Raw genomic sequence first — 25,300 nt, forward strand, 5'->3', positions numbered from 1 at the left:
CCGGGCGCGCCCCCCCGGGCCCCCCCGCCCCCCGGCCCGCCCCCCCCCCCGGGGGGGGGGGGGGGGGCTCCCCCCCCCCCCCCCCGCCAGTACCGGTTTCGGAGGTGTACGAACCGATCGGCGCGGCAATTGGCGGACAAATGTCCCTGTTGATCTATGTTTGGAGGGCAAGGCAGCACGTCGAGCAAGGAGGAGCGACATGGCCAACAGCGCGAACCCCAGGATCGTCGTCGGTGTCGACGGCTCACCCGCCTCGGAGCGGGCGCTGCGCTGGGCGGTCGACTACGCCCGGCTGACCGGTGGCACCGTCCACGCCGTCGCCGCCTGGGAGTACCCGGCGTTCTACGGATGGGCCGGGGCGAGCGTGCCCGCCCCCGAGTTCAACCCCGAGGAACTGGCCGGCAAGACCCTCTCCGACACCGTCGCCCGGGTCGTCGGGGCCGAGCCCGACGTGCGGATCACCGAGTCGGTGAAGCCCGGCAACGCCGCCCAGGCCCTGCTGGAGGCCTCGCGCGGCGCCGCGCTGGCCGTGGTCGGCAGCCGCGGCCTCGGCGGATTCACCGGCGCCCTGCTCGGCTCGGTCAGCCGCCACCTCACCGAGCACGCCCCCTGCCCGGTGGTGGTGGTCCGCCACGGCGCGGGCGAGGACGAGAGCGGGGGCGACGCCGCGGCGTGATCGCCGGCGCGGCTGCGGCGGGCCGCCGCGCGGAGGCAGGATGGAGGCATGCCAGAAGGTGACTCCGTCTTCCGCGCCGCGGCCCGCCTGCACGCGGCCCTCGCCGGTCAGGTGCTGACCACCGGCGAGCTGCGGGTGCCCGCCCACGCCACCGCCGACCTCGCCGGACGCCGGGTGCTGGAGGTGGTCCCGCGCGGCAAGCACCTGCTCACCCGCCTCGAAGGCGGCCTCACCCTGCACACCCACCTGCGGATGGACGGCCGCTGGGTGGTCTTCCGCCCCGGCGAACGCTGGACCGGCGCGCCGCTGCACCAGGTCCGCGCCGTTCTCGGCACCGAGCGGGGCACCGCCGTCGGCTACCGGCTGCCGGTCGTCGAACTGCTGCGCACCGGCGACGAGCAGCGCGCCGTCGGCCACCTCGGACCGGACCTGCTGGGGCCCGACTGGGACCGGGCCGAGGCCGTCCGCCGGCTGCTCGCCCACCCCGGCCGGCCGGTCGCCGAGGCCCTCCTCGACCAGCGCAACCTGGCCGGCATCGGCAACGTGTACGCCAACGAGCTCTGCTACCTGGCCGGTGTCACCCCGTGGACACCGGTCGGCGAACTCCCGAGCGCCGACCGCCTGCTGGCCCGCGCCCACCAGCTCCTCGACGCCAACCGGCTGCGCTCCGGCCACGTCACCACCGGCGACACCCGGCGCGGCCACCAGCAGTGGGTCTACGACCGGGCCGGGCGGCCCTGCGCGCGCTGCGGCAGCACGGTGCTGACGGCCGAGCACGGCACGGCCCCGCAGCAGCGGCCCGCCTACTGGTGTCCGTCCTGTCAGCGCGGGCCGGCCCCCGTGGTCCGCTCCGGGCGCTCGGGGCCGCCCGGACGGCGCGGGCGCTGAGGGCCGTCCGGGCGGCCGCGGCGGGCGCACCCGCGGGCCGGCCGGGTCAGGCGGGTTCCACCAGGGCCGGGTGGCGCGGGTCGTCGCAGCGGACGGTGAGGTCGGCCACCTCGGCCGGGACGGTCTCGGCCTCGTAGCGGGCGAACGCGGGCAGCGTCCACCGCTCCTCCGGCGCCGTCCGCCGGGCCAGCGCCGCCGGGGAGAGCGCCAGGTGGACCGTCAGCTCCAGCGGCAGCCACCGGCCCAGCAGCAGCGCGCCGTCCAGCAGCAGCACCCCGCCGGGCGCCAGCTCGGTGTAGGGCGCGCGGGTGGCGCGGTCCGTCACCGGATCCCGCAGCGAGGGCAGCACCCGGCCGGTGCCGCCCGGCTCCAGCGGGTCCAGCACCTCGCGCAGCAGCGCGCCGTCGTCGAGCCAGAGGTCGTGGAAGGCGTCAGGGTCGTGCCGGCCGTACTCCAACCGGATCGAGGCCGGGCGCAGGAACCCCGCCGCCGCGACCCGCAGCGCCGGGAGGCCGCGCAGCCGCAGCGGCTCGACCAGGGCGTCCGCGAGCGCCCCCGGGGCGGCGGCCGCGGCACCGTCCACGGCCACCCGCAGCCGGCGCCCGCCGGCTCCGGGCAGCGCGGCGATCCGGTCGGTGAGCAGTTCGACCAGCCGGTCGGGCGAGATCGGGCGAATCGGCACGGCATCATCCTGCGTCGGGGGAACGGGTCGGGCGGCGCTCGTCCTCGAACGGCGCGGACCTTCAGGGCACGGGCAGGGCGCCCAGGCAGTAGAGCGTGCTGTCGTGGCCCGCGAACAGCCGGGTGCCGTCGCTGGACACCGACCAGACGTCGACCCCGGGACCGGAGTCCGCGAAGGCCGTGAACACCCGGCCGGACTCCGTCGTGATCAACTGGACGCCCCCGTCGGCCGGACCCGGGACCGCCAGGGCCGTGCTGGTGAGCAGCGGGCGGCAGCGCCGGTCGAGCCGGAACGGCAGCTGGAGCTGCCAGACCTGCTCGCCGCCGTCCGCCGCGTGCGCGGTGACCAGCCCGTTGTCCCGCAGCACGTAGACCCGGAACTCGTCGCTCACCGGCGGCAGGGCGCGCCACTCCTCACCGGGCCGGGGGAGCACCGACCAGTGCGGCGTGCCGTCCTCCTGCCGGAGCGCCTGGACGCCGCCCGACCCGGCCGGGAGGTAGACGTGCCGCTGGTCGAAGGCGGACCAGGAGACCCCGGTGTTCGCCGTGGACCAGAGCCGGCGGCCGGTGGCGCCGTCCAGCAGCGCGAGGCCGGCGGTCGGGTCGGCGTCCCAGGCGAGCAGCCGGCCCGCACCGGTGTCCATCACGGTGACCACGAGCTCGCCGCGCTCGGCGGCCGGGCGCGACCAGACCAGGCCCTTGCCGGCGGCGTCCATCGCGAACAGGGTGCCGCCCGGGTCGGACCTGCGTCCGACGCGGCCGTACACCTGGTTGCCGTCGCAGCCGAGCAGGGTGATCCCGTCGCCCAGCTCCGGGGGCAGCGGCAGGCTCCAGCTCGCGGCGGGGCCGACCAGCGTCCGGGCGTCGACGTGGCCGGTCGAGGCGGTGAACAGCCGGCCCGCCCCGACGATCAGCGGGCTGTCGTCCGGAGAGCCCTTCGGCGCGGCGGCCTCGACGCCGCCGGTCACGGTGCCGGTCTCCGGGTCGAGCAGGTGGATGCCGCTGCGGGTGACGTAGGAGGGCGCGAAGAGCCGGCCGTTCAGCCGGCCCGGCGACATCGGCTCGGTGCCCCGGTGGACCCAGGTCGCTTCCGGGCCGGACACCCGGGTGGGCAGCGGCCGCGGCTTCGGCGGCGCGGGCTCCGACCCGTCCACCGCCCGGGACACCCCCCAGAGGGCGGCGCCCGCGGCGAGCACCCCGGCTCCGGTCAGCAGCCGGCGCCGGGTCGGCCGGGGCCCGTCACCGTCCGAGCCCCCGCTCACCACGTCGCCGGGCGCACCGGTGGCGCGGCCCTCGTCCTCCCCGTCCCACTGCCAGGACGCCTCGTCCGCCGAACGATCGGACGGTGTGGACCCCATACGTCGGTACTCGTCTCCCCCGGGGCAGCCGTTTCGCGCTGCGCTGTCCAGGGAGAATACCCACACCGCCCCGGCCGCCCCGCCCGCCCGGGGCGCGCGGTCAGGACGGGAGGCCGTGGTCGGCGAGGTCGGCGAGGACGTCGGCGTGGCAGGGGAGGGGCGCGCACCAGCAGCCGAGGCGGTGGCCGCGCAGGTCGGGGACGAGGGCGAGGAGCCCGGGGCGGGCGAGGAGGTGGGCGCGGTACCTGACCAGCATCTCCTCGCGCGAGAGGTCCGGGCCTGGGCGGTACGGGCAGTGCAGCGGGGACTCGGCGAGGTGCCAGCCGCCCCGGTGCATCGCCCGGCCGACGTAGACCACGTCGGCGAACGCGGGGTCGTCGCGGTGGCCCTTGAGGTTGACCACGGTGGTCGGGCCGGGGCCGGGGGTGCGGGGCGTCATGGGGTCGATGGTGGCGCAGCCGGGGCGGCCGGGCACCCCGGGACGGGTGGGGCTCGCCTTGACAGCCCCCGGGGCCCGGCGTAGCAAGAGAGGATGCGCGAGGGTGTACCGGCGGACCCGCCCGGTCCGCGACCGAGCGGCGGCGGTGCCCGGGTGGTGCGACCCGAGCCGCACCGCCTCCGCGAGTACCTCGCGCTGCCCCCGGAGGAGTGGGCGGCCCGCGACCGGGACGCCCTGCTGACCTCGGCCGTGCGCACGGTGCTCGGCGGGACGGACGCGCACGGCGCGACCCTCCACCTGCGCTCCCGGGACCGCCGCTCGCTGGTGCTCTGCGCCGTCGCGGGCGTGCCGCTGTCCGTCCTCGGCCCGTTCCGGCGGATCGCCGCCGCCGGCCCGCTGCCGGTCGCGGTCGGCTACCGCACCGGCCGCACGGTGCTGCTCGCCGACACCGAGGACACCATGCGCCGCTTCCCGCAGCTGGCCCTCGGCCTGCCGTACGACTTCGCCTCCGCCTGGGTCCCGGTCCGGGTGGGCGAGGAGACCTACGGGGTGCTGGGTGCGCTGTGGCCGGCCTCGGGCGACGGCGTGCCCGAGGGGGCGCGCCGCCACCTGCGCGCCGTGGCCGACCGGCTGGCCGGCGGCCTGGCCGGACTGGAGGCGGACGGCCACACGGTGGAGCCGAACGGCGAGACCACGGTGGTGGAGCTCACGCCGCCGTCCGCACCGACCACCCGGGTGGGCCTGTTCGACTGGGACGTGCTGGCCGGCACGGTCACCGCCGACGACCAGTTCTGCGAGATCTTCGGCCTCGCCCCCGGGGACTTCGACGGCCGCGCCGACACCGTGTCCGCCCGGATCGCCCCCGGCGACCTGCCCGAGTTCCGGGCCGCCGTGCGCGGCGCCCTCGACGGGGACCGGGTGCTCGCCGCCCGGCTGCGGGTGCTGGACCGCGACGGCCACCCCTATCCCGTCGAACTCTGGGCCCGGGTGCCGCACAACGCCCCCGAGCAGTGGGGCCGGCTGGTCGGCGCCGTCCTCGACACCCGGACCGGTACCGCCGCGGCCGCCGCCGTGGAGCGCCTGCGCGAGGGCGTCTTCTCGATGGACCCGGACGGCCGGATCACCTACGCCAACCACAGCGTCGAGCTGCTGCTGCAGGCCCGCCGCGAGGACCTGCTCGGCCACCACCCGTGGCAGGTGCTGCCCTGGCTCTCCGACCCGGTGTACGAGAACCGCTACCGGGCCGCGGTGCTCTCCCAGCAGCCGACCGCGTTCCTCGCCCTGCGCCCGCCGGACAGCTGGCTGGCCATCTCGCTGTACCCCGACGCGCACGGCGTCACCGGCCGGGTGGTCGCCGCCGAACCGCCGCCGGACGCCGCCGCGGCGCCGGCCGAACCCGCCCCGCCCGGCGCCTGGACCGGCCTCGGCGCCATGTACCACCTGCTCCAGCTGGCCAGCGCGCTGAGCGAGGCGGTCACCGCCCGCGAGGTGTGCCGGGCGGTGGCCGACGAGATCCTCCCGGCACTCGGCGGACAGGAGCTCGCGATGTACGCGGTGCGGGACAAGCGGCTGCACCTGGTCTCGCAGAGCGGTTACCCCGACGGCTTCCTCGACCGCTTCGAGGGCATCCCGGTCGACACCCGGGTCCCCGGCGCGGAGACCCTCAGCAGCGGCACCCCGATCTTCTTCGAGTCGGTCGACGAGCTGGCCGCCGCCTACCCCGGCCTCACCCTGGACGACATGGGGGCGTGGGCGTTCCTGCCGCTGATCGCCTCCGGCCACGCGGTCGGCAGCTGCATCCTCGGCTTCGACCGGCCCCGCGTCTTCACCCTGGAGGAGCGCGGCCTGCTCACCGCGCTGGCCGGCTTCATCGCCCAGGCGCTGGAGCGCGCCCGGCTGTACGACGCCGAGTTCACCCTGGCCAGGGGCCTCCAGCAGGCCCTGCTGCCGCACCGGCTGCCGCACCTGGAGGAGGTCCGGATCGCGGCCCGCTACCTGCCCGGCACCCAGGGCATGGAGATCGGCGGCGACTGGTACGACGCCGTCGTCACCGGCCGGGACCTGTGCCTGGTCATCGGCGACGTCGAGGGCCACAGCGTGGGCGCGGCCGCCACCATGGGCCAGCTGCGCAGCGCCGTCCGGGCCTTCGCCACCGGCGGCCACCCGCCGGACGAGGTGCTGGCCCGCACCAACCAGCTGCTGCTCGACCTCGACCCGGGGCTGCTCGCCAGCTGCTGCCTGGTGCGGCTCACCCCGGGGGACGGCACCGCCCTGGTCGCCCGGGCGGGCCACGTGCCGCCGGTGCTGCGGTACCCGGACGGGCGGGCGGAGGCGCTGGAGGTGCCGGGCGGGCCGCTGCTGGGTGTGGACCGGGAGGCCGCGTACCCGGTCAGCCCGCTGGTGCTGGAGCCCGGCTCGGTGCTCGCGCTGTACACGGACGGCCTGGTCGAGGACCCGGCGGCGGCGATCGACGAGGGCGTGGAGCGGCTGTGCGCCGCCCTGACCGGCCCGGACGCCGGGTGGACGGCGAGGGAGGGGCCGGAGGGGCTGGCCGACCGGGTGCTGGACGAGCTCGGCTCCACGCACCGGGTGGACGACATCGCGCTGCTGCTCACCGCGTACCGCTGATGCCGACCGTGCACCGCTGAGGCGGCGCGCCGCCGCGCGGAGCGACTTTCGTCGGCCCCCGCAGCGACGAACGGTGGCGGCGGTCGGCGCGGTCGCCTCGTTAGCCTCGACGGGTGGACGCGATAGCGAGGGCCTGGTCGAAGGCGGTACGGACGGCACTGCCCGGGCCCTGGGGGTTCGGGACCGTGCTGCGGGAGGGGGTGGGCGCGCTGCTGCTCGGCGGGCTCGCCGTGCTGATCGAGGTGGCCAGCCGCTCCGGGCTGGCGCTGATGATGGGCCCGGCGGTCGCCGTCCTCTTCCTGCTGCGCCGCGGCCTGCCCGCGACCGTGCTGGTGCTCACCGCGGCGGCCAGCGGGCTCGGTGGCGGACCGCTGCTGCTGATGGTCTGCGCCGGCTGGTCGGCCGGTGCCCGGGTGCGCCGGGTCGCCGTACTGGTCGGGTCCTTCGCCGTCGGCTGGGTGCTGACGACGGTCCTGGGCGTGGCGAAGGACGCCGGGGAGCTGCCGGTCAAGCTCATCGTCGGGTTCTCGCTGGGCGGCTACCTGCTGTTCGCGGTGCTGCCCGCGCTCTGGGGCCGCTACCGGGCGCAGCGCCTGGAGCTGATGGACGCGCTGCACGAGCGCAACGAGCAGCTGCTGCGTGAGCGCGCGATGGTCGCGCACCAGGCGCGGCTGCGCGAGCGGCACCGGATCGCCCAGGACATGCACGACAGCCTGGGTCACCAGCTGGCCCTGATCTCGGTGCACACCGGGGCGCTGGAGGTCGACCGCACCCTCACCGACCGGCAGCGGGAGGCGGTCGGGGTGCTGCGGCTGGCGGCGGTCACGGCGATGCGCGAGCTGCGCGAGGTGGTCGGGGTGCTGCACGACGAGTCGACGGCGGTGCCGTCCGCGCCGGGTGCTGCGGCGGTCGTCGAGTCCCCGGCCGCCGGGGCCGGGGCCGGGGGTGCCGGGACGGGCGGGGTGGACGGGATCGACGGGCTGGTCGCCTCCTCCCGGGCGGCGGGCACCGAGGTCGCCCTGGTCCGGGACGGTGAGCGCCGTGCGCTGACCGCGTCCGCCGGTCACGCGGCGTACCGGGTCGTGCAGGAAGCGCTCACCAACGCGCACAAGCACGCCCCCGGCGCGCCGATCACGGTCGCACTCCGGTACGAGCCGGACGCGCTGGTGGTGGAGGTGGTGAACCCGGCGGCGCCCGTGCCGGTGGGGGTGCGCTCCGGCGGCGCCCCGGCGGTCAGCGGCGGCCAGGGGCTCACCGGTCTGCGCGAGCGGGCGCGACTGGTGGGCGGGATGGTGCACGCCGGGCCGACGACCGAGGCGGGGTTCCGGCTGGCGGCCGTGCTGCCCTACGCGGGCGCGGAGCCGAACGCCGGCGCCGGGAGCGCGGCCGCGGGCGCCGGCGCGGACGGCGCGCCGGGTGCGCTCGGCGCTCCGGGCGCGGAGGCGGTGCCGGCCTGGGCACTCGACGGCGTGCCGCCGGTCGCGGCCGCGCCGGCGAAGCGGCGGAGCCCGGCGCTCGGCTGCGCGGTCGGGGGTGCGGTGGTGCTGCTGGCCGTCCTCGGACTGCTGGTCTGGGGCATCGCCGGGTTCATCCGGTCCGCCGAGAACGCCACGGTCGACCGGCCGGTGTTCGAGGCGGTGCGGGTCGGCGATCCGGAGGAGGAGGTGAAGCGGAAGCTGCCCTCGGGCAGCGACTTCTTCACCCAGAACCTGCGGGGCACCGGGCCCACGCCGCCGGTCGGGTCGGTCTGCCGCTACTTCCTGTCCGACGATTCGACGGGCGGCTGGGACGACCAGAACGCCGTCCGCTTCTGCTTCAAGGACGGCGTGCTGGTCGACAAGCAGCACTACCGGGTGAACCAGTGACCCGGAGGGGTGTGAGGATGGTCCCCGGCGCGGCCGGCCGCGCCGGTGGCGCGCCGCCAGGACCAGCACAAGGGGATGACCGCCAGTGATACGAGTCCTCGTCGCCGACGACGAGCCGCTCATCCGGGCCGGGATCAGGATGATCCTGTCCTCCGCCGACGACATCGACGTGGTGGCGGAGGCCGGGGACGGCCGGCAGGCGCTGGAACTGGCCCGCGCGCACCGGGCGGACGTCGTCCTGCTGGACATCCAGATGCCGGTGATGGACGGTCTGACGGCGCTCGCCGAACTGCCGAAGGCCGCCCCCGGCGCGCGGGCGCTGATCCTCACCACCTTCGGGGAGCGCGAGAACGTGTTGCGCGCCGTGAGCGACGGCGGTGCGGGCTTCCTCCTGAAGGACACCGCGCCGGGCGAGCTGATCCAGGCCGTCCGGGCGGCCGCCACCGGGCAGGCCTTCCTGTCGCCCGCGGCGACCCGGCACATCGTCGACTCGATGGCGGACGGGCGCTCCGGGCCGGCGGCGGCGCGCGGGGCGGAGGCCCGGCGGCGGCTGGAGGTGCTGACCGGGCGGGAGCTGGACGTGCTGGCGCTGCTCGGGGAGGGCCTGTCCAACGCGGACGCCGGGGCCCGGATCCACATGAGCGAGGCGACGGTGAAGACGTACGTCAGCCGGATCCTGGCCAAGCTGGGGTGCGACAACCGGGTGCAGGCGGCGCTGCTGGCCCGGGACGCGGGGCTGGACGGCGTCGGCTGAGGCCCGCTGACGGCCCGTTCGCTCCGTGCGCGGACGGGTCGTGTGCCATGCGCTGGGCGATGTCCCGGTCACGCTCGGTAGCGGGAGTGGTGAAGGCCACATCGGCGGCGGAGGGAATCGGGAACTCCGGTCCGCCCGGTGACGGCGCGTCAGGTGGAGGTAGCGATTTGTCGATGAAGCGGGTGGCGCGACCGCCGGCCGGGTGTGAGTGAGGGCACGGAAAACGACCGTTTGGGCCGGGAAATGCGGTCAAAGCCGGTCGTTTCCAGGTCGATTACATGATCGATACCGCCGGTAACGGTCAACTGACCTGCGGCGTCCAAGAATTGCTTGATGCGGCCGGGTGACCGCCCTTAGCTTCTTTGGCGGTGCAGCGAGCACCACCCGGGTTCACCCCCGACGCACCGCCCGCCGACTGACCACCGGCGCGAGGGCGGTGCCCGTCGACGCGACCGGCTCGAACAGGTCGTCGGCGAGCGGAGGGTGGCTGGGGCGGTACGGCACGTCGGACACGTGCCCGGCCGCCCGTCGAGTGAGGGAGCGACAGCCGGCCCCGGCAGGGGCCTGGTTCCGCACGCCTGCCCGGGGCTTGCCGAGAGGAATTCCATGGATCCCCGTCACGAGACCGCCGCTTCCACCACCGTCGACAGCTCCACCGGCACCAACAGCACCGCCAGGCGCAACCGGGTCCGGATGGCTGTCGTGGCGGGCGCCGCCGTGGCGGCGCTGCCGGTGGCCGGCCTCGTCACGGCCACCTCGGCCGCCGCCGCCCCCGCCTCGTCCTGGGACGTCGTCGCCAAGTGCGAGAGCGGCGGCAACTGGGGCATCAGCACCGGCAACGGCTTCTACGGCGGACTCCAGTTCACCCCCTCCACCTGGCGGTCGTACGGCGGCACCGCGTACGCCCCCCAGGCCCACCAGGCGAGCCGGGAGCAGCAGATCTCGGTCGCCGAGAAGGTCCTCGCCAAGCAGGGCCCCGGCGCCTGGCCGGTCTGTTCGGCGAAGGCGGGCCTCCGCAAGGGCGGCGCGCCGGCCGACGCCGGCGACGCGCCCGCCCCGGCGCCCAAGGCGCAGCCGCCGGCCAAGCAGGCCCCGGCCCAGGCCCAGAAGCCGACCCCCCGCAAGGCTCCGGCGGCCCCGTCCCAGGCCCCGGCGCAGGGGGCCGCGAAGCCCGCCGCTCCCGCCGCCAAGCCCGCCCCGAAGCCCGCCGCTCCCGACCGGAACGCCGCGGGCGGCGGCTACACCGTCAAGAGCGGCGACACGCTGAGCGGGATCGCGGCGAAGTTCGGCCTCGACACGGCCGCACTGCACGCCCGGAACCTCAAGGCGATCGGCACCAATCCCCACCTGATCTTCCCGGGCCAGACCCTGTCGGTCTGACACCGCCCGGTGACCCCGTCCCCCTGACGCACCACGCCCCGGCACCCCCTGCCCGGGGTCCGTACGGCCACCCCTTTCCCCGGGGGTGGCCGTACGGCGTGTCGCGGGCGGCGCGAGGTGCTTCCACCGACGGTAGTTGAACGTTGAACGCGACGTCCGAATACCGCCGGACCCACGGGCCGCGCGGGCCGAGGATCGAGTCATGTCCGCGAACGACCTGAGGAGTTCTGACGATATGACGACGACCACGCTTCCGAAGCTCGACGGCAGGGCGGCCCTGGTGACCGGCGGAAGCCGGGGCATCGGGGAGGCCGTGGCGCTGCGGCTCGCCGAGGAGGGCGCCGATGTGGCGGTGACGTACCTGGGCAGCGCCGAACGGGCCGAGGCGGTCGCGGCCAAGATCACCGCGATGGGCCGGCGCGGCTGGGCGATCCGGGCCGACAGTGCGGACCCGGAGGAGGTGCGCGCCGCCGTCGCGGCGGTGGCCGAGCGGTTCGGGCGGCTCGACATCCTGGTCAACAACGCCGGGGCGGGCTTCGTCGCCCCGATCGAGGAGACCGGTCTGGCCGATGTCGACCGGGTGCTGGAGGTCAACGTCCGGGCGCCCTACCTGTACGCCCAGGCCGCCGCCGCCCACCTGGCGGAGGGCGGCCGGATCGTGACCATCGGCAGCTGCATGGCCAAGCGGGCCGCCTTCCCCGGCGGCAGCCTCTACGCCACCAGCAAGGCCGCCGTGATCGGGCTCACCAAGGCGCTGGCCCGGGAGTTGGGACCGCGCGGGATCACCGTCAACCTGGTCCACCCCGGCCCGATCGACACCGACATGAACCCGGCGGACGGCCCGTCGGCCGGGTTCCAGTCCGGCTTCACCGCGGTCGGCGGCTTCGGCCGGCCGGCCGACGTCGCCGCGACCGTCGCGCACCTGGCGGGTGCCGAGGGCCGCTACATCACGGGCGCCGAGATCGCCGTGGACGGCGGCTTCGCCGTCTGACCCCCGCCGCGCCGGCGGCCGGCCCGGGGTGTTGCTCCGGGCCGGCTGTCGGTGCTCCCGTTTACGATCGGCCGGTCCGACCACGTCCACCGGCGCGCGTCCGCGGCGCGCGCCGGTGTGCGGGTCCCGAGTGAGGGGCCGGTGCGGCCCCGACGACGGAGAGGTGCGTCATGACCGGAGTGGAAGACCCGATCGAGCTGCTCGCCCGCGCCCTCGCGCAGACCGCCGGTCTGGTCGACGGCGCCGGAGTCGAGCAGGCCGGCCACCCGACCGCCTGCCGCTCCTGGGACGTCGGACAGCTGATCAGCCATCTGCTGCACGACCTGCGGCAGTTCACCGTCCGGGCGGAGGGCGGCACGCCCGACTGGTCGGAGCCCTTCGAGCGGGTCGAGGACGACTGGCTGCACCGCTTCGAGGCCGGGGCCGAACGGCTGGTGGCCGCCTGGCGGGAGGCCGGAGGCCTCGACGGCGTCATCGAGATCCCCGGCGCCGGCGAGCTGCCGGCCCGCTTCCCGGTGGACCAGCAGACCGCCGAGTTCGCGGTGCACGCCTGGGACCTCGCCCGCGCCACCGGCCAGTCCACGGCCGGGCTGGACCACGAGGTGGCCGAGGCCTCGCTCGCCTGGGGGCGCGGCGCGCTGCGGCCGGAGTACCGGGGGAGCGAGGAGGAGCGGCACGCCTTCGGGCCGGAGGTCGCGATCGCCGGGGACGCGCCGGTGTACGACCGGCTCGCCGCCTTCTTCGGCCGCGACCCCGCAGCCGTCGGGTAGCACCGGGCGGGGTCGGCCGCGCCGAGCGGTGTCGGGCGGCGCCGAGCCGTGCCCGGCCGGGGCGGGCGGCGCCGGGCGGGTCGGGCGCCCGGCTCAGCCGCGGCTCCAGACGATGGAGATCTCCGGGTAACGGGGCACCGGCGCGTCCAGCAGCGGCGACGGGCGGCCGCGCAGGAAGCGGTCGAAGTGCGCGCGGACGTAGACGCGGGTCAGCTCGGCGGCCCGTTCCGGGGCGATGGTGCCGAGCAGCTGGGCGGCGACCTCCGGTGAGGTGTGCTCGGCGAGGTGGCCGGGGCCGGCGGCGAACGTCAGGTCGGTGGAGCTCAGGTGGCCGGAGTCGCGCTGCAGCAACTGCCGCCCCCAGCCGCGCTGGTGCTCGCGCCAGCGCCGCCAGGTCTCGTGGTCCTCCAGCGTGGTGAGCAGCAGGAACGGCCGGTCCAGCCCCTCGTCCGGCACCGGCGAGCCGAAGAGGCCGCCGTCCAGGTTGAGCCCCGCCGCGAACCGCCGGTCCTGCCGGACCGCCTCGGCGGCGGCCGAGCCGCCCATCGAGTGGCCGAGCACGCCGATCCGCTCCGGGTCGGCGCACGGCAGTCCGGCGTGCCGGCGGGTCGTCCGGCCGGTGGTCAACTCCGTGGCGACGAAGCGCAGATCGGCCGCCCGGGTGCTGATCTCGGTGCGCTCGGTGGCGCCCCAGTCGGCCGGATCGTCCTCCAGGACGCTGCGCACCAGCCGGCCGTCCGGGAACTCGACGACGGCGGCGTCGTAGGTGTGGTCGAGCGCCGCGACCAGATAGCCGTGCGCCGCCAACTCCTCGGCCAGCGCGGTGCAGTTGCTGCGCCCACCCTTGCGGCCGTGGCCGAGCAGCAGCAGCGGCAGCGCCCCGGGGGCGGCCGGCGCGCCGAGCCGCGCCGTCGGGCGCAGGCGGGCGATGGTGCCCGCGTCCAGGAGGGCGATCCGGTCCAGCTCGGCCGCCACGCGCGCCGTGGTGTACGGGGCGCGCGGGCGCCCGGCGGCTCCGAGCGCGGGGTACCAGAGCTGCACCATCAGCTCGCGCGGCGCGGGCGCGGGGGCGAACGGGTCCTGCCGGTCCTCGTCGACGAGGTGCAGCGACACCGTGCCGACGGTCCGCCGCGCGGTCGGCGCCGGAAGGTCGATCGGCGCGGCGGGTCGCGCGGGGGCGGGTTGTGCGAGGGAGGGGCGTGCGGGGGCCGACGGCGCCGGGGCGGGCGCGGCGTGCGCCGTCGCGCCCGGCAGGGCGAGCGACGCGCCGCCCAACCCCGCGAACGTCAGCAGTGAACGGCGCCCGATCATGGTCATCCACCCTCCGGATCAACGGCCTTGACGCCTCCTCACCCTAGGCGGGAGGGGCGCGCGGGCGATAGGGGGGTGGCCGTCCGGGTCGCGAGGGGCGCGGAGCGGTGGCGCGCGGGGGCGTGCGGCCGGGTCAGCCGGCGGTGAGGGCGAGGCGGATCCAGCGCTGGGCCTCGGCGGTGGCGCGGTCGAGGGCGAGGGCTCCGGGCGCGGTGGCGGCCTGGACGATCAGGCCCTTGAGCAGGGCGACCACCGCCGTCGCGGCCGCGTCCGGGTCGACCTCCGGGCGGACCTCGCCGTCGGCCGCGCCCTGGCGGATCACCTCGGCCACCCAGCTGCGCATCCGGGCGTCCAGGCGGGCGACGGCCTCGGTGAGTTCGGAGGAGCCGGCGAGCGCCTCGGCGCCCAGCACGACGAAGGCCCGGCCGAGGTCGGTCGGGTGCCGCACCCCGTCGAGGCAGGCGGCCCGGGCGAAGGCGCACAGCTCCTCGACGGCGCCAGCGCCGCTGCGCTCCGGCGCGGCGGCGGCCATCGCCTCGGCCAGTGCCTCCTCCTGGAGCCGGGCCAGCAGGGCGCCCTTGGAGCCGAAGTAGTGCGAGGCAAGGCCGCGGCTGAAGCCGGCCTCCTCGCCGACCCGGGCGAGGGTCACCCCGGCGCTGCCGTGCTCGGCGACCAGGCGCGCGGCGGCGGCGAGCAGCGCGTGCTCGGCCCGCGCGCGCCGTTCGGCCTGGGTGCGGCGCGCCGGCTCCGACTGTTCGGCCGGCGCGGGGGAGTGGTCCGTCGGGGACGCGTGCGTGGACATACCACCATGCTAGGGTGGAACTTGCTTGTTGAACAACAAGTAAGTTCGGATGGTGCGGCCGCCGACCGCGCCACCGCTGTGGAAGGGAACCGGGATGACCGCCACGATGCTCGCCGGCCGGCTCGACGTCGCGAAGGGCGCCTTCGCCGTCGAGGAGGTGCCCGTGCCCACGCCGGGGCCGGGACAGGTCCTCATCGAGGTCGGCGCCGCCGGCGTCTGCCTCTCGGACGTCCACCTGATCGAGGGCATGCTCAAGCCGCTGCACCTCCGGGGCGACAAGGTCACCCTCGGCCACGAGGTCGCGGGCACCGTGCACACCCTGGGCGAGGGCGTCACCGCCGCCGCGGTCGGCGACCGCGTGCTGCTCCAGGCCGGTGAGAGCCGCGACGGCGTCGTCCTCACCCGGGGTGTCGACTACGACGGCGGCTGGGCCGAGTACGCGCTGGCCACCGTGGAGACGCTGGTGCCGATCCCCGACGAGCTGCCCTTCGAGCAGGCCTGCTTCATCCCCGACGCGGTCTCCACGCCGTGGGCCGCGATCACCGGCACCGGTGCCGTCCGCCCGGCCGAGGCCGTCGGCGTCTGGGGCGTGGGCGGTCTCGGCGCCCACGGCGTCCAGGTGCTGCGCGCCGTCGGCGCCCACCCGATCGTGGCGGTCGACCCGCTGCCCGCCGCCCGCGAGCGGGCGCTGGCCTTCGGCGCCGACGCCGCGCTGGACCCGGGCGACCCGGAGTTCGCCGACCGGCTGCGCGCCGCGACCCGCGGCCGTCCGCTGGCCGCCGCGTTCGACTTCGCCGGGGTGGCCCCGGTCCGCGAGCAGGCGATGGCCGCGCTCGGCGAGCACGGCCGCCTGGTGCTGGTCGGCCTCACCAACCAGCCGCTGACCATCACCAACGGCACCCTGGTCAGCTACCTGCGCCAGCAGATCCGCGGCCACTACGGCTCGGAGGGCAAGGACGTCGTCGACCTGGTCGACCTGGTGCGCGGCGGCAGGCTGGACTTCTCCCGCTCGGTGAGCGGCACCTTCCCGCTGGCCCGGGCCGCCGAGGCGGTCGAGGCCCTGGAGCAGAAGAAGGGCAACCCGATCCGGCTGGTGCTCACCCCCTGAGCGGCCGGGTGCCGTAGCCTCGCGGTGGAGTGCCGCGTACGGGACGGGGAGGGCGTCGCATGCTCGGATGGTGGTTCGTGGTCACGGCTCCGGCCGTGGGGGACGGCGAGGGCGAGGTGCTCGCCACGTGGGAGACCGGGCTCGGCGGTCTCGACTGGATCGCCGCCCTGGCCGCGGCCGGTCGGGCCGAACAGCTGCGGTTCGACGGCTACCCGCTGCGCTACACCGTCCGGGCGGAGGAGGTCCTGCCGCTGCTGGCCGACGGCTCGGTGTTCGGCCCCGGCCACCAGCCGGGCGAGCTGCACCCCGAGCGGGTGGCCGCGTGCCCGTCGGACGCGGTGCTGACCGTCGACGCCTGGGACCAGTCCTGACCGGCCCCTTCGGCCGCCCGCCCTGCCGTCCGCCCTGCTGTCCGCCCTGCCGTCCGCCCGCGCTGGTGTCCGCCCGGTCGCCCGCTCAGCCGCCCGCGGCGGCCGAGCGGGCGGCGGCGCGCTTGATCGCCTCGCGGATCCGGGGGTAGCTGCCGCAGCGGCAGACGTTCTGGATCCGGTCGATGTCGGCGTCGGTCGGCGCCGGGGTGCGGCGCAGCAGGGCGACCGCCGTCATGATCTGGCCGGGCTGGCAGAAGCCGCACTGGGCGACGTCGCACTCCAGCCAGGCCTCCTGGACCGGGTGCAGGGTGTCGCCGTCGGCGAGGCCCTCGATCGTGGTGACCCGGCGGTCCGCGCAGTCCTTGACCGGCACGATGCAGGGCTGCACCTCCTCACCGTCCAGGTGGCTGGTGCAGGCGCGGCAGACACCGACCCCGCAGCCGTACTTGGGGCCGGTGACGCCGAGCTTGTCGCGCAGCACCCAGAGCAGCGGCATGTCGTCCGGTGCCTCGACGGTGACCGGTCGGCCGTTGAGCACGAAGGTGTGGCTGGGCATGGGGAGGCACGTTTCCTCGGGGTCGGCGGGCGGGGCGTGACGCGGGATCAGAAGTTGATCGGGAAGGAGCGCGGGCCGGTTCCGGTCGCCCGGGCGTAGGCGTTGGCCACCGCGGCGGAGGCCGCCGGGACGCCCAGCTCGCCCGCGCCGCCCGGCGGCCCGCTCGGCGGCAGCAGGTGGATCTCGACCTCCGGCGGGCTGTGCTTCTGCCGCGCGTAGTGGAAGTCGCCGTAGCTGCCCTCCCGGACCGCGCCGTGGTCGATGTGGTTGCCGGCCTGCAGGATCACCGAGATGCCGTCGATCAGCGCGCCGGTCAGCTGGGCCTCCAGGCCGGTGGGGTTGATCACCGTGCCGAGGTCGGCGGCGATCACGGCTCTGGTCACCCGGGGCTGGTTGGGTTCGGAGGCGTCGAGTTCGACCAGGTAGGCGGTGCGGCCGCCGTTCTCCGCGTGGTAGCCGATGCCCTGGGCCCGGCCGGGCGGCATGGCGCGGCCCCAGCGGCCGGCCCGGGCGACGGTGTCGAGGACGGCCCGGCCGGCCGTGTCGCGCAGCCGGGCGCGGCGGAAGGCCACCGGGTCCTGGCCGAAGCGCCGGGCCAGCTCGTCCACCATGATCTCGTCGGCCACCCGTACGGTGCCGGAGTAGACGGAGCGCCAGCTGCCGGTCGGGATCCGCAGCGGCACCTCGGAGAGCACCTGGGTGGGGACGCCGACGTCGTACGGGTTGCTCTGGCTGAGCAGGAAGAACGCCTGGGCGACCGAGAGCCCGGCCGCCTGGAGCTGGAAGCCGGCGGCGGTGAGCGCCTCGCCGAGGCCGTGGCCGAAGTCGGTCGTCACGGTGGCGGCGCGGTGCTCGTAGCTGATCACCTGGCCGAGTCCGTAGGTGGCGCGGATCCGGTGGTGGGTGGCGGGGCGCATCCGGCCGTGCCGCATGTCGTCGTTGCGGGTCCACATCAGCTTCACCGGGCGGCCGGCCGCGCGGGAGATCTGCGCGGCCTCCAGCGCGGCGTCGTAGAACAGCCGCCGGCCGAACGATCCGCCGCCGCGCACCACGTGGACCGTCACGGCGTCCTGCGGCAGGCCGAGTTCGGCGGCGATGGTCTGCTGCGCGACGATCGGGGTCTGCGCGGCGAACCACAGCTCGGCGCGGTTCGGGCGGACGTCGGCGATCGCGGTCAGGACCTCCATCGGCGCGTGGTTGACGAAGGCGAAGTCGAACTCGCCGTCCACGTACTGGGTGAGCAGCGGGGGCACCAGGAACGGCGCGTGCGCGGTGCGCAGCCGCTGCCGGATGTCGCTGTCGGAGAGCGCGGCGACCGGGCCGGGGTGCCAGCTGGTGCGCAGCGCGTCGCGCGCCCTGAGCGCCTGGTCGAACGTTTCCGCGAGGACGGCGACCCCGCTCGGGATCGTCACCACGGCGAGCACGCCGGGCATGGCCCGGGCGGCGGAGGCGTCCAGGGTGGCCAGGGTGCCGTTGATGGTGGTGGGGCGGGCGACGACGGTCGGCACCGCGCCGGGCACGGCGAGGTCGCCGGCGTACTGGGCGCGGCCGGTGACGATGTCGCGGGCGTCGATCCGGCCGGTGGGGCGGCCGACCACGCGGCGCTGCTCGGCCGGTTTGGGGGTGGTCGGCACGGCGGGCACCGCGATGCCGGCGGCCGCGGCGGCGAGCTCGCCGTAGCCGACCCGGCGGCCGTCGGGGGCGAGCACGGCGGAGTCGGCGGTGCGCAGGGCGGCGGCCGGCAGCGACCAGTGCCGGGCGGCCGCGGTGACCAGCCGGGCGCGGGCGGCGGCGGCCACCGCGCGCACCGGGTCGTACAGCGTGCGGACCGAGTTGGAGGCGCCGGTGAGCTGGTTGAACAGCAGGTCGGGGCGGCTGTCGGAGAGCGGGACGTCGACGTCGGCCAGCCGGGCGTCCAGTTCCTCGGCGACCATCATGGCGACCGTGGTGGTGAGGCCCTGGCCGACCTCCACGCGGGGCAGGTGGAGGACGGCGCGGCCGGCGGCGGTGATCTCCAGGACGAGCAGGTGCGCGGTGGGCAGGCCGGCGATCCGGAGCGCCTGGCCGAGGTCGACGATGTCAGGGACGCCGGGCAGGCCGAGCAGCGGGGTGGGGGCGGCGGCCCGGCTTCCGGAGGCCGCGGCCCCGGCGGCGCGGGCGGCGGTGGGCGCGGCGGCGTCCAGGCCGGCCCGGGCGGCGACGGTGAGGGTCGGCGCGGCGATCAGGTAGGTCAGGAAGCGGCGGCGGGCCGTGTCGGCGGGCCGCTGCTCGGCGGCGGGACCCGGGCCGCCCGGGGGCGCGGTGGAGGTGCTGATGGGAGAGCCCTTCTCGCCGGTGGCGGCTCCCGCCGGGCGGGGGCCGCTACGGTCCCGTCCCGGTGCCGGACGGCGCTCGCGCGGGGTGACGCGTCTCTGGTCGTGTCCGCGTTCGCGAACGAGAACGCGGATGAGCATAGGAGGGCCCTACTGACCGGTCAACACGGCTTTCCGGGGCGGGATCGGACAGCTGAGCGGTCGTCGGACGGGACGTTCACGGAGAGCGCGGGAGGCGGCGGGCGGTGTGCGAGGTACCGCCGTCCGGGTGACCGGGGGGCCCGGGGGCGCGTGCCCGGGCCGGGGGGCGGACGGGGGCGCGGTCCGGCGCCGGGACGGGTTCCGGGCGCCCCGTCCCGGTGAAGTGGCCCAGGATCACCGGCTGTCAATGGCCCTGTCCACTGGTCCGCCGATGATCCACACTGGGGGTCGGTGATCACGGAGCGCACCGAGCGCCGACTCCGCCGTCCCGCCCGCCGCCCAGCCGCCCCGCCACCCGGCCCGCCACCCAGGGAGTCCCGTGCCGTTCCGCCCCCGCCCCGCCTCCTCGGCCCGACGCACCCTCACCACAGCCCAGTTGGTGAGCGCGATCGGCGACGGCGCGTACTACACCAGCTCGGCGCTGTACTTCACCCGGATCGTCGGCCTCTCGCCCGCCCGGCTCGGCCTCGGCCTCGCGGTGGCCTGGGCGATCGGCTCGCTCGCCGGGGTGCCGCTCGGCCACCTCGCCGACCGGCGCGGAGCGCGCGGCACCGCGGCGGCGCTCGCCCTCGGCACGGCGGCCGTGGTGGCCTCCTTCCTGGTGGTCCGCTCCTTCCTGCCGTTCCTGGCCGCCGCCTGCCTCTACGCGACCGCCCAGTCCGGGCTGGGCGCGGCCCGGCAGGCCCTGGTCGGCGGGCTCGTCCCGGAGGGGGAGCGGACGGCGGCGCTCGCCCGGCTCCAGGCCACCCTCAACGCCGGGCTGGCGGTGGGCGCGGCGCTCGGCGGTGTCGCGCTGACGGTCGGGACGAAGGCGGCCTTCCTCGCCGCGTTCGCGCTGACCGCCGCCGGCTTCCTGGCGACTGGGCTGCTGCTGCTCCGGCTTCCCGCGGTGGCGCCCGCGGCCGGGTCGGCCGCCCGCCCGGCCCGGGGCGGCGGGTTCGCGGTGCTGACGGACCGTCGCTACGTCGTGGTGGCCCTGGTCAACACCGTTCTGCTGCTGCGGATGCCGCTGCTCAGCCTGGTGATCCCGCTGTGGATCGCCGAGCGGGCCCCGCAGCTCGGCTGGCTCGGCTCGGCGCTGTTCGTCCTCAACACCCTCGGCGTGACGTTCTTCCAGGTCCGCACCGCCCGCGCCGTCACCGGCCTGCGGTCGGCCGCCCGGACCGTCCGGCAGGCCGGGGCGGTCCTGCTCGCCTCCTGTGCGGTCTTCGCGCTCTCGGCGGCGTCCGTTCCGCTCTGGGCGACGGGGGCGCTGCTGGTGGCCGGCGCGGTGCTCCAGGTGATCGGGGAGATGAAGCAGTCCGCCGGGTCCTGGCAGATCGCCTTCGACCTCGCCCCGGCCGACCGGCTCGGCCAGTACCAGGGCTTCTTCGGCACCGGTGTGGCGGTGGCCCGCACCGCCGGGCCGCTGCTGCTGACCACGCTGCTGCTGGACGGCGGCGGGCCGGGCTGGCTGCTGCTCGGCGGGCTCTTCCTGGCCGCCGGCTGCGCGATGGGCCCGGCGGTGCGCCGGGCCGAACGGGACCGCCCCTGGCGCACCCCGGTCACCACCGGGGTGCTCACCGGGGCCTGCTGACGGCTCGCCCGACGCGGTGTCGGCCCGTCCGCCGTCGGGGTGGGCGCCGCCGAGCGGCCTGCCAGACCATACGGTGAATGATGATCTTCAGCCATCGGCCGCACTGTTTCCCGTCATTCCGGCCCGGTGGAAGGGGATTGACGCCCGCACGGGCCGCCTTCGCAAGAATCTCCTGTCGCACACGTCTTCCCCTGTTGATCGCGGCCTGACAGGCTGTCCGGGTTTGCAGAACCGGAGGAGGTTTCGTGTCCCGTATCACCAGCGCGGCACTGGCGGTCACCAGTGCCCTCGCCCTCGTCGCCGGCTCGGCCGCCGCGGCCGTCGCCGCACCGGACCCCGGCCCGGCCGCCGAGGCCAAGGTGGCACCGGTCGACTGGAAGCCGTGCAACCCGGATCCGAGCCAGCCGGACCCGAAGATCTACGACTGCGCCGTCTACCAGGTGCCGCTCGACTACGACCACCCCGACGGCGAGACCGTCGGCATCGCGATGATGCGCCGCCGCGCCGCCGACCCGGCCAAGCGGATCGGCTCGCTGTTCCTCAACCCCGGCGGCCCGGGCGGCAGCGGCTACCTCTGGGCCACCACCACCCGCTTCGGCAAGGACGTCCAGGACCGCTTCGACCTGGTCGGCTTCGACCCGCGCGGCGTGGCCCGCAGCAACCCGCTCAAGTGCTTCACCACCGACGAGGAGGCCGCCGGCGTCAACGACCGGATGGTCGGCGTCCCGGTGACCAAGGCCGAGATAGCCCAGACCATCGACGCCACCGAGGACTACACCGACGCCTGCTCGCGCAACGCCGGCCCGCTCATCGAGCACATGTCGACCATCAACGTGGTCCGCGACCTCGACCGGATGCGCCGCGCCGTCGGCGACGCCAAGCTGACCTTCGCCGGCTTCTCCTACGGCACCCTGATCGGCGCCACCTACGCCGGCATGTACCCGAACAAGGTCCGCGCGGTGATCGTCGACGGTAACGTCGACCCCAACCTGCGGATGCACAACGGCGTCGAGTACGACCGCCAGCGCGCCACCGGCTTCGAGGTCGCCCTCACCGAGTACCTCAAGCGCTGCCAGACCGCCGGCGCCCCGCGCTGCGCCTTCGGCGACGGCGACACCCGCACCAAGTTCGACGCCATCCGCGACAAGCTGCGCACCGCCCCGGCCACCCTGCCGGACGGCTCCCAGGTCACCCTCTCCAGCTTCACCAGCCAGGTCGCCAACGCGCTCTACGCGCAGAGCCGCCAGGCGCCGCTCGCCAGGTCCCTCCAGGCGCTGCACCAGGTGCTCCAGGCCCCGGCCGCCGCCGCCCAGGGCCTGGCCCCCGCCGCCCCGGTCGACCCGGCCGCCGTCGAGGACGCCAAGGTGCTCGCCACCGAGGTGCCGAACGCGCTGCGCGAGGCCCTGCCGGAGACCCCGTACTCCGCCGACGACTCCTACTACGGCGTCAACTGCCAGGACAAGCCGTACCCGTCCAACCCCCGGACCTTCGTCAACCTGGCCAAGGCCTGGGAGAAGGAGTCGCCGACCTTCGGCCGCTACCAGGCCTTCGACGGCCCGACCTGCTCCACCTGGCCGGCCCCGGCCCGCGACGCCGAGCGCTTCACCGGCCCGTGGGGCAAGAAGACCGCCACCCCGGTGATGGTCATCGGCAACCTCTACGACCCGGCCACCAACTACACCTTCTCCCAGCGCATGCAGCGCCAGCTGGGCAACGCGGTCCTGGTCTCGGTCGACGTGGTCGAGCACTGCGCCGTCGGCCGCAGCAAGGAGCTGGGCAAGCTGGTCACCGACTACCTGGTGAACCAGAAGGCCCCCGCCCCCGGCCAGCTCCTGAAGCCGGACGTCGAGGCCTTCCCCCCGGTCGCCTGACACCCCCGACCACCCGAAATCTCGAACGGCCCGCTCCCGGAAACAGCCTTCCGGGACCGGGCCGTTCGGCCTTCCGCGCTCGGGTCAGAGCTCGGTGAGGGGGACGGCGGGGTCGGCGAGGGCCTTGAGGTCCACGGTGCGGCCGGAGCGGATCAGGTCGCGGACGGGGTCGGTGACGTCCCAGACGTTGACGTTCATGCCGGCCAGGACGCGGCCGTCGGCGAGCCAGAAGGCGATGAACTCGCGGGTGGCGGGGTCGCCGCGGAAGACCACGCGGTCGTAGCCGCCCGGCTCGACCCAGCCGACGTACTCCATGCCGAGCTCGAACTGGTCCGTGAAGAAGTAGGGGACGCGGTCGTACACCGCGTCCTCGCCGAGCATGGCGCGGGCGGCGGTCCCGGGCTGGTTGACGGCGTTGGCCCAGTGCTCGACGCGGAGGTGGCGGGCGAAGAGGGGGTGGTAGGCGTTGGCGACGTCGCCCGCCGCGTGGATGTCGGGGTCGGAGGTGCGGAGGTGCTCGTCGGTCTTGATGCCGTTGTCGACCTCCAGGCCGGCCGACTCGGCGAGCGCGGTGTCCGGGGTGATGCCGATGCCGACCACCACCGCGTCCGCCGGCACCGTCGTGCCGTCCGCGAGCCGGACGCCGGTGACCCGGCCGCCCTCGCCGGTCAGTTCCGTGACCTGCGCGCCGAAGCGCAGGTCCACGCCGTGCTCGCGGTGCAGGTCGGCGAAGACCTGCGCGACCTCGCGGCCCAGGACCCGCAGCAGCGGGAGCTCGGCCGCCTCCAGGACCGTCACCCGCGCGCCCGCCGTCCGTGCGGCGGCGGCCGTCTCCAGGCCGATCCAGCCCGCGCCGATCACCACGATCCGGGCGTCCGGGCGGAACGCCGCGCGGATCCGCTCGCTGTCCTCCACCCGGCGCAGGTAGTGCACGCCGTCCTGGTCCGCCCCGGGCACCGGCAGGCGGCGCGGCACCGAGCCGGTGGTCAGCAGCAGCTTGGCGTACTCGATCTGTCCGTCGTCGGCCAGGGTCACGGTGTGCGCGGCCGGGTCGACGGAGACCACCGGCGTGCCCAGGCGCAGCGTCACGTCGTGCTCGGCGTACCACTGCGGCGGGTGGACGTAGATCTTCTCCCGGTCCGTCGTGCCGAGCAGGTAGCCCTTGGAGAGCGGCGGGCGCTCGTACGGGCGCTCGTGCTCGTCGCCGATCAGCACGATGCCGCCGGTGTACCCGGCCTCGCGCAGCGCCTGGGCAGCCTTCGCTCCGCCGAGGGAGGCGCCGACGATCACGAAGGGGCGCTGCCGCCCGCCGCCGTCGGTGCCGTTGCTGTCCGTGCTCATGGTGAACTCCTCGCTCTCCGGCGGAAATCACGGACAGCCTGCCGCCGGTAGGGGGAGCTGTCGAGGGCGCGTCCGGCGCGCCGCGCGGGCTCCCCCGAACGGGTGACACGGTCGGCGCGGCGCGGCACGCGGTCAGGGCGTCATGGCGTCCCGGACCAGCGCGGTGTCGGTGAACTGCTCGAACCGCACGATCCGCCCGCCGCGCACCGTGAAGTGGTGCACCACCCGCACCTCCAGCGGCCGCCGGGTGGTCTTGTGCACCGCCGTGTACCGGCCCAGCACCACCACCTCCTCGCCGGCCGCCACGTACCGGTCGTCGTGCGCCGTCCAGTCCTCCCACTCGGCGGCCAGCCGCTCCATCACCCCTGCGGTGACGCCCTTGGGCGTGCGGTAGGTGCCGGCCAGCGGGAAGCCGGCCATCTCCGTCCACTCCACGTCGTCGGCGAGCGTCGCCCGCAGCGCCCCCAGGTCGCCGCGCGCCGACGCCAGGTACTGGCGGCGGACCACGTCGGCCGGGGCGTCGGACTCCGCGAACGCGGCCGCGGACCTCGGGATCTCGATCATCGTGCTCAGCCCCAGCTCAGCTCGCCCTTGGCGACCTTCGTCCCGAGGTCGACCGCCAGCTTCATGCCCAGCTCCGGGAAGCGCTTCTCCAGCGCCTCCTTGGCCGCCGCCGCGTCGGGCGCCCGGCCGACCTCCGTCTCGAAGGCCCGCAGGTAGTCCCGGGTGTGGTCGATCGGCGAGGTGTCGGTCGGCGCGTCCGCCGTCCGGTGCCCGGCCACCACGAGGGCCGGCTCCAGCGCCGCCATGCCGTCCAGCAGGTCGATCCAGGCCGCCCGCTGCTCCGGCGCCGGGGTGTCCGCCGTCCACACGTGCAGGCCCTGGAACAGCAGCACCCCGCCGAGCACGGCGCGGTGGTGGTGCTGCCACAGGTAGTGCCGGTCCGGCAGGTGGAAGTCCGCGCCGCGCAGCTCGAAGCGGTGCCCTTCGAAGACCAGTTCGTCGCCGTGCAGCACGTCCGGGCGCACCAGCCGGGTCGGCAGCTCCGGCCCCAGGTGCGCCCAGGCCTGCTTCTTGGCGTCGAAGGTCTCCTGGATGTGCTCGACGGTCGACGCGGTGGCCAGGAACCGGGCCTGCGGGAAGGCGTCCTGCACCTCTTGGGCGCCGAAGTAGAAGTCCGGGTCGCCGTGGCTGACGAACACCGTGGTCAGCCGCTTCCCGGTGGCCCGCACCCGCTCCGCCAGCCGCCGCCCGTCGGAGCGGGTGAACCCGGCGTCGACCAGCAGCGCGTCCTGCGGCCCGGTGACCAGGACGGAGGTCTTGTCGAGCGAGCTGTCCGGGCTGTCGATGACCTCGAAGTCGAGGGCGCTCATGCGGTGTCCTTCCTCACGACCGGGGCCCGGCGCGCCGCGCGCACGTGC

At 76.0% G+C, this 25,300-nt stretch carries 22 protein-coding genes; 12 read left to right on the forward strand and 10 right to left on the reverse strand.

Annotated elements, in window-relative coordinates:
- Positions 1–199: 199 nt before the first annotated feature.
- Both ACFC0B_RS10635 and ACFC0B_RS10640 read left to right on the forward strand, forming a co-directional pair.
- On the forward strand, positions 200–676 hold the full coding sequence (locus ACFC0B_RS10635; protein ID WP_376084621.1) for a universal stress protein: 477 nt from the start codon (positions 200–202) through the stop codon (positions 674–676).
- Positions 677–724: 48 nt separating this feature from the next.
- A complete protein-coding gene (locus ACFC0B_RS10640; protein WP_376084622.1) occupies positions 725–1,564 on the forward strand; it encodes a DNA-formamidopyrimidine glycosylase family protein in 840 nt (279 codons plus the stop codon).
- 46 nt (positions 1,565–1,610) lie between these two features.
- On the opposite strand, the gene ACFC0B_RS10645 is transcribed toward ACFC0B_RS10640, so the two are convergent.
- The 3 genes from ACFC0B_RS10645 to ACFC0B_RS10655 form a co-directional block, all read right to left on the reverse strand.
- Positions 1,611–2,246: a uridine kinase gene (locus tag ACFC0B_RS10645; protein WP_376084624.1), complete on the reverse strand. Its 636-nt coding sequence runs from the start codon at positions 2,244–2,246 to the stop codon at positions 1,611–1,613.
- A 61-nt stretch (positions 2,247–2,307) separates the two neighbouring features.
- Entirely contained in the window at positions 2,308–3,603 is a 1,296-nt protein-coding gene (locus ACFC0B_RS10650) for a PQQ-binding-like beta-propeller repeat protein (RefSeq protein WP_376084626.1), read from the reverse strand.
- Positions 3,604–3,703: 100 nt separating this feature from the next.
- The gene (locus tag ACFC0B_RS10655; RefSeq protein ID WP_376084628.1) at positions 3,704–4,042 is read right to left on the reverse strand and encodes a DUF4326 domain-containing protein; all 339 of its coding nucleotides are present in this window, start codon (positions 4,040–4,042) and stop codon (positions 3,704–3,706) included.
- A gap of 153 nt (positions 4,043–4,195) precedes the next feature.
- Here ACFC0B_RS10655 and ACFC0B_RS10660 point away from each other — a divergent pair, with 153 nt between their 5' ends.
- The 6 genes from ACFC0B_RS10660 (at position 4,196) to ACFC0B_RS10685 (ending at position 12,430) form a co-directional block, all read left to right on the forward strand.
- On the forward strand, positions 4,196–6,670 hold the full coding sequence (locus ACFC0B_RS10660) for a SpoIIE family protein phosphatase (RefSeq protein ID WP_376084630.1): 2,475 nt from the start codon (positions 4,196–4,198) through the stop codon (positions 6,668–6,670).
- 113 nt (positions 6,671–6,783) lie between these two features.
- Entirely contained in the window at positions 6,784–8,535 is a 1,752-nt protein-coding gene (locus ACFC0B_RS10665) for a sensor histidine kinase (RefSeq protein ID WP_376084632.1), read from the forward strand.
- An 85-nt stretch (positions 8,536–8,620) separates the two neighbouring features.
- Positions 8,621–9,289 (forward strand): response regulator, encoded by a 669-nt coding sequence (locus ACFC0B_RS10670; RefSeq protein WP_376084634.1) that lies wholly within the window; start codon positions 8,621–8,623, stop codon positions 9,287–9,289.
- A gap of 606 nt (positions 9,290–9,895) precedes the next feature.
- Positions 9,896–10,669, forward strand: a complete 774-nt coding sequence (locus ACFC0B_RS10675; RefSeq protein ID WP_376084636.1) for a transglycosylase family protein — start codon at positions 9,896–9,898, stop codon at positions 10,667–10,669.
- 235 nt (positions 10,670–10,904) lie between these two features.
- Positions 10,905–11,660 carry an SDR family NAD(P)-dependent oxidoreductase gene (locus ACFC0B_RS10680; RefSeq protein ID WP_376084638.1) on the forward strand — a complete coding sequence of 252 codons (756 nt, stop codon included), beginning with the start codon at positions 10,905–10,907 and terminating at the stop codon, positions 11,658–11,660.
- Between the two features lie 170 nt (positions 11,661–11,830).
- Positions 11,831–12,430: a TIGR03086 family metal-binding protein gene (locus ACFC0B_RS10685; RefSeq protein WP_376084639.1), complete on the forward strand. Its 600-nt coding sequence runs from the start codon at positions 11,831–11,833 to the stop codon at positions 12,428–12,430.
- A gap of 93 nt (positions 12,431–12,523) precedes the next feature.
- On the opposite strand, the gene ACFC0B_RS10690 is transcribed toward ACFC0B_RS10685, so the two are convergent.
- Both ACFC0B_RS10690 and ACFC0B_RS10695 read right to left on the reverse strand, forming a co-directional pair.
- Positions 12,524–13,747, reverse strand: coding sequence for an alpha/beta hydrolase (locus tag ACFC0B_RS10690; RefSeq protein ID WP_376084640.1), 1,224 nt, complete (start codon positions 13,745–13,747; stop codon positions 12,524–12,526).
- A 127-nt stretch (positions 13,748–13,874) separates the two neighbouring features.
- Positions 13,875–14,543, reverse strand: a complete 669-nt coding sequence (locus ACFC0B_RS10695) for a TetR/AcrR family transcriptional regulator (RefSeq protein WP_376084642.1) — start codon at positions 14,541–14,543, stop codon at positions 13,875–13,877.
- Between the two features lie 94 nt (positions 14,544–14,637).
- On the opposite strand from ACFC0B_RS10695, the gene ACFC0B_RS10700 reads away from it, so the two are divergent.
- Positions 14,638–15,651, forward strand: coding sequence for a zinc-binding dehydrogenase (locus ACFC0B_RS10700; RefSeq protein WP_376084643.1), 1,014 nt, complete (start codon positions 14,638–14,640; stop codon positions 15,649–15,651).
- A gap of 59 nt (positions 15,652–15,710) precedes the next feature.
- On the forward strand, positions 15,711–16,022 hold the full coding sequence (locus ACFC0B_RS10705; protein ID WP_376084645.1) for a hypothetical protein: 312 nt from the start codon (positions 15,711–15,713) through the stop codon (positions 16,020–16,022).
- An 85-nt stretch (positions 16,023–16,107) separates the two neighbouring features.
- Here the strand turns inward: ACFC0B_RS10705 and ACFC0B_RS10710 are convergent, their stop codons facing one another.
- Positions 16,108–16,578, reverse strand: coding sequence for a (2Fe-2S)-binding protein (locus ACFC0B_RS10710; RefSeq protein ID WP_376084646.1), 471 nt, complete (start codon positions 16,576–16,578; stop codon positions 16,108–16,110).
- A gap of 47 nt (positions 16,579–16,625) precedes the next feature.
- A complete protein-coding gene (locus ACFC0B_RS10715; protein WP_376084648.1) occupies positions 16,626–19,031 on the reverse strand; it encodes a molybdopterin cofactor-binding domain-containing protein in 2,406 nt (801 codons plus the stop codon).
- Between the two features lie 379 nt (positions 19,032–19,410).
- Between ACFC0B_RS10715 and ACFC0B_RS10720 the strand changes: the two genes are divergently transcribed.
- Complete coding sequence (locus ACFC0B_RS10720) at positions 19,411–20,667, forward strand: MFS transporter (RefSeq protein WP_376084650.1); 1,257 nt, start codon at positions 19,411–19,413, stop codon at positions 20,665–20,667.
- 245 nt (positions 20,668–20,912) lie between these two features.
- The gene (locus ACFC0B_RS10725; protein ID WP_376084652.1) at positions 20,913–22,538 is read left to right on the forward strand and encodes an alpha/beta hydrolase; all 1,626 of its coding nucleotides are present in this window, start codon (positions 20,913–20,915) and stop codon (positions 22,536–22,538) included.
- An 84-nt stretch (positions 22,539–22,622) separates the two neighbouring features.
- Here the strand turns inward: ACFC0B_RS10725 and ACFC0B_RS10730 are convergent, their stop codons facing one another.
- The 3 genes from ACFC0B_RS10730 to ACFC0B_RS10740 form a co-directional block, all read right to left on the reverse strand.
- Positions 22,623–23,879, reverse strand: coding sequence for an NAD(P)/FAD-dependent oxidoreductase (locus ACFC0B_RS10730; RefSeq protein ID WP_376084654.1), 1,257 nt, complete (start codon positions 23,877–23,879; stop codon positions 22,623–22,625).
- A gap of 132 nt (positions 23,880–24,011) precedes the next feature.
- Positions 24,012–24,443, reverse strand: a complete 432-nt coding sequence (locus tag ACFC0B_RS10735) for a nuclear transport factor 2 family protein (RefSeq protein WP_376084656.1) — start codon at positions 24,441–24,443, stop codon at positions 24,012–24,014.
- 5 nt (positions 24,444–24,448) lie between these two features.
- The gene (locus ACFC0B_RS10740; RefSeq protein ID WP_376084658.1) at positions 24,449–25,252 is read right to left on the reverse strand and encodes an MBL fold metallo-hydrolase; all 804 of its coding nucleotides are present in this window, start codon (positions 25,250–25,252) and stop codon (positions 24,449–24,451) included.
- Between the last annotated feature and the right edge of the window lie 48 nt (positions 25,253–25,300).

This window comes from Kitasatospora sp. NPDC056184 (assembly GCF_042268405.1).
Taxonomy (GTDB): domain Bacteria; phylum Actinomycetota; class Actinomycetes; order Streptomycetales; family Streptomycetaceae; genus Kitasatospora.

What these genes read in the sequence shown, in the direction of transcription:
- ACFC0B_RS10695 (WP_376084642.1), bottom strand. Translation starts at nt 14,543, where the DNA reads ATGTCCACGCACGCGTCCCCGACGGACCACTCCCCCGCGCCGGCCGAA.
- ACFC0B_RS10700 (WP_376084643.1), top strand. Translation starts at nt 14,638, where the DNA reads ATGACCGCCACGATGCTCGCCGGCCGGCTCGACGTCGCGAAGGGCGCC.
- ACFC0B_RS10740 (WP_376084658.1), bottom strand. Translation starts at nt 25,252, where the DNA reads ATGAGCGCCCTCGACTTCGAGGTCATCGACAGCCCGGACAGCTCGCTC.
- ACFC0B_RS10730 (WP_376084654.1), bottom strand. Translation starts at nt 23,879, where the DNA reads ATGAGCACGGACAGCAACGGCACCGACGGCGGCGGGCGGCAGCGCCCC.
- ACFC0B_RS10635 (WP_376084621.1), top strand. Translation starts at nt 200, where the DNA reads ATGGCCAACAGCGCGAACCCCAGGATCGTCGTCGGTGTCGACGGCTCA.
- ACFC0B_RS10685 (WP_376084639.1), top strand. Translation starts at nt 11,831, where the DNA reads ATGACCGGAGTGGAAGACCCGATCGAGCTGCTCGCCCGCGCCCTCGCG.
- ACFC0B_RS10710 (WP_376084646.1), bottom strand. Translation starts at nt 16,578, where the DNA reads ATGCCCAGCCACACCTTCGTGCTCAACGGCCGACCGGTCACCGTCGAG.
- ACFC0B_RS10735 (WP_376084656.1), bottom strand. Translation starts at nt 24,443, where the DNA reads ATGATCGAGATCCCGAGGTCCGCGGCCGCGTTCGCGGAGTCCGACGCC.
- ACFC0B_RS10675 (WP_376084636.1), top strand. Translation starts at nt 9,896, where the DNA reads ATGGATCCCCGTCACGAGACCGCCGCTTCCACCACCGTCGACAGCTCC.
- ACFC0B_RS10650 (WP_376084626.1), bottom strand. Translation starts at nt 3,603, where the DNA reads ATGGGGTCCACACCGTCCGATCGTTCGGCGGACGAGGCGTCCTGGCAG.
- ACFC0B_RS10655 (WP_376084628.1), bottom strand. Translation starts at nt 4,042, where the DNA reads ATGACGCCCCGCACCCCCGGCCCCGGCCCGACCACCGTGGTCAACCTC.
- ACFC0B_RS10640 (WP_376084622.1), top strand. Translation starts at nt 725, where the DNA reads ATGCCAGAAGGTGACTCCGTCTTCCGCGCCGCGGCCCGCCTGCACGCG.
- ACFC0B_RS10690 (WP_376084640.1), bottom strand. Translation starts at nt 13,747, where the DNA reads ATGACCATGATCGGGCGCCGTTCACTGCTGACGTTCGCGGGGTTGGGC.
- ACFC0B_RS10715 (WP_376084648.1), bottom strand. Translation starts at nt 19,031, where the DNA reads ATGCTCATCCGCGTTCTCGTTCGCGAACGCGGACACGACCAGAGACGC.
- ACFC0B_RS10680 (WP_376084638.1), top strand. Translation starts at nt 10,905, where the DNA reads ATGACGACGACCACGCTTCCGAAGCTCGACGGCAGGGCGGCCCTGGTG.
- ACFC0B_RS10705 (WP_376084645.1), top strand. Translation starts at nt 15,711, where the DNA reads ATGCTCGGATGGTGGTTCGTGGTCACGGCTCCGGCCGTGGGGGACGGC.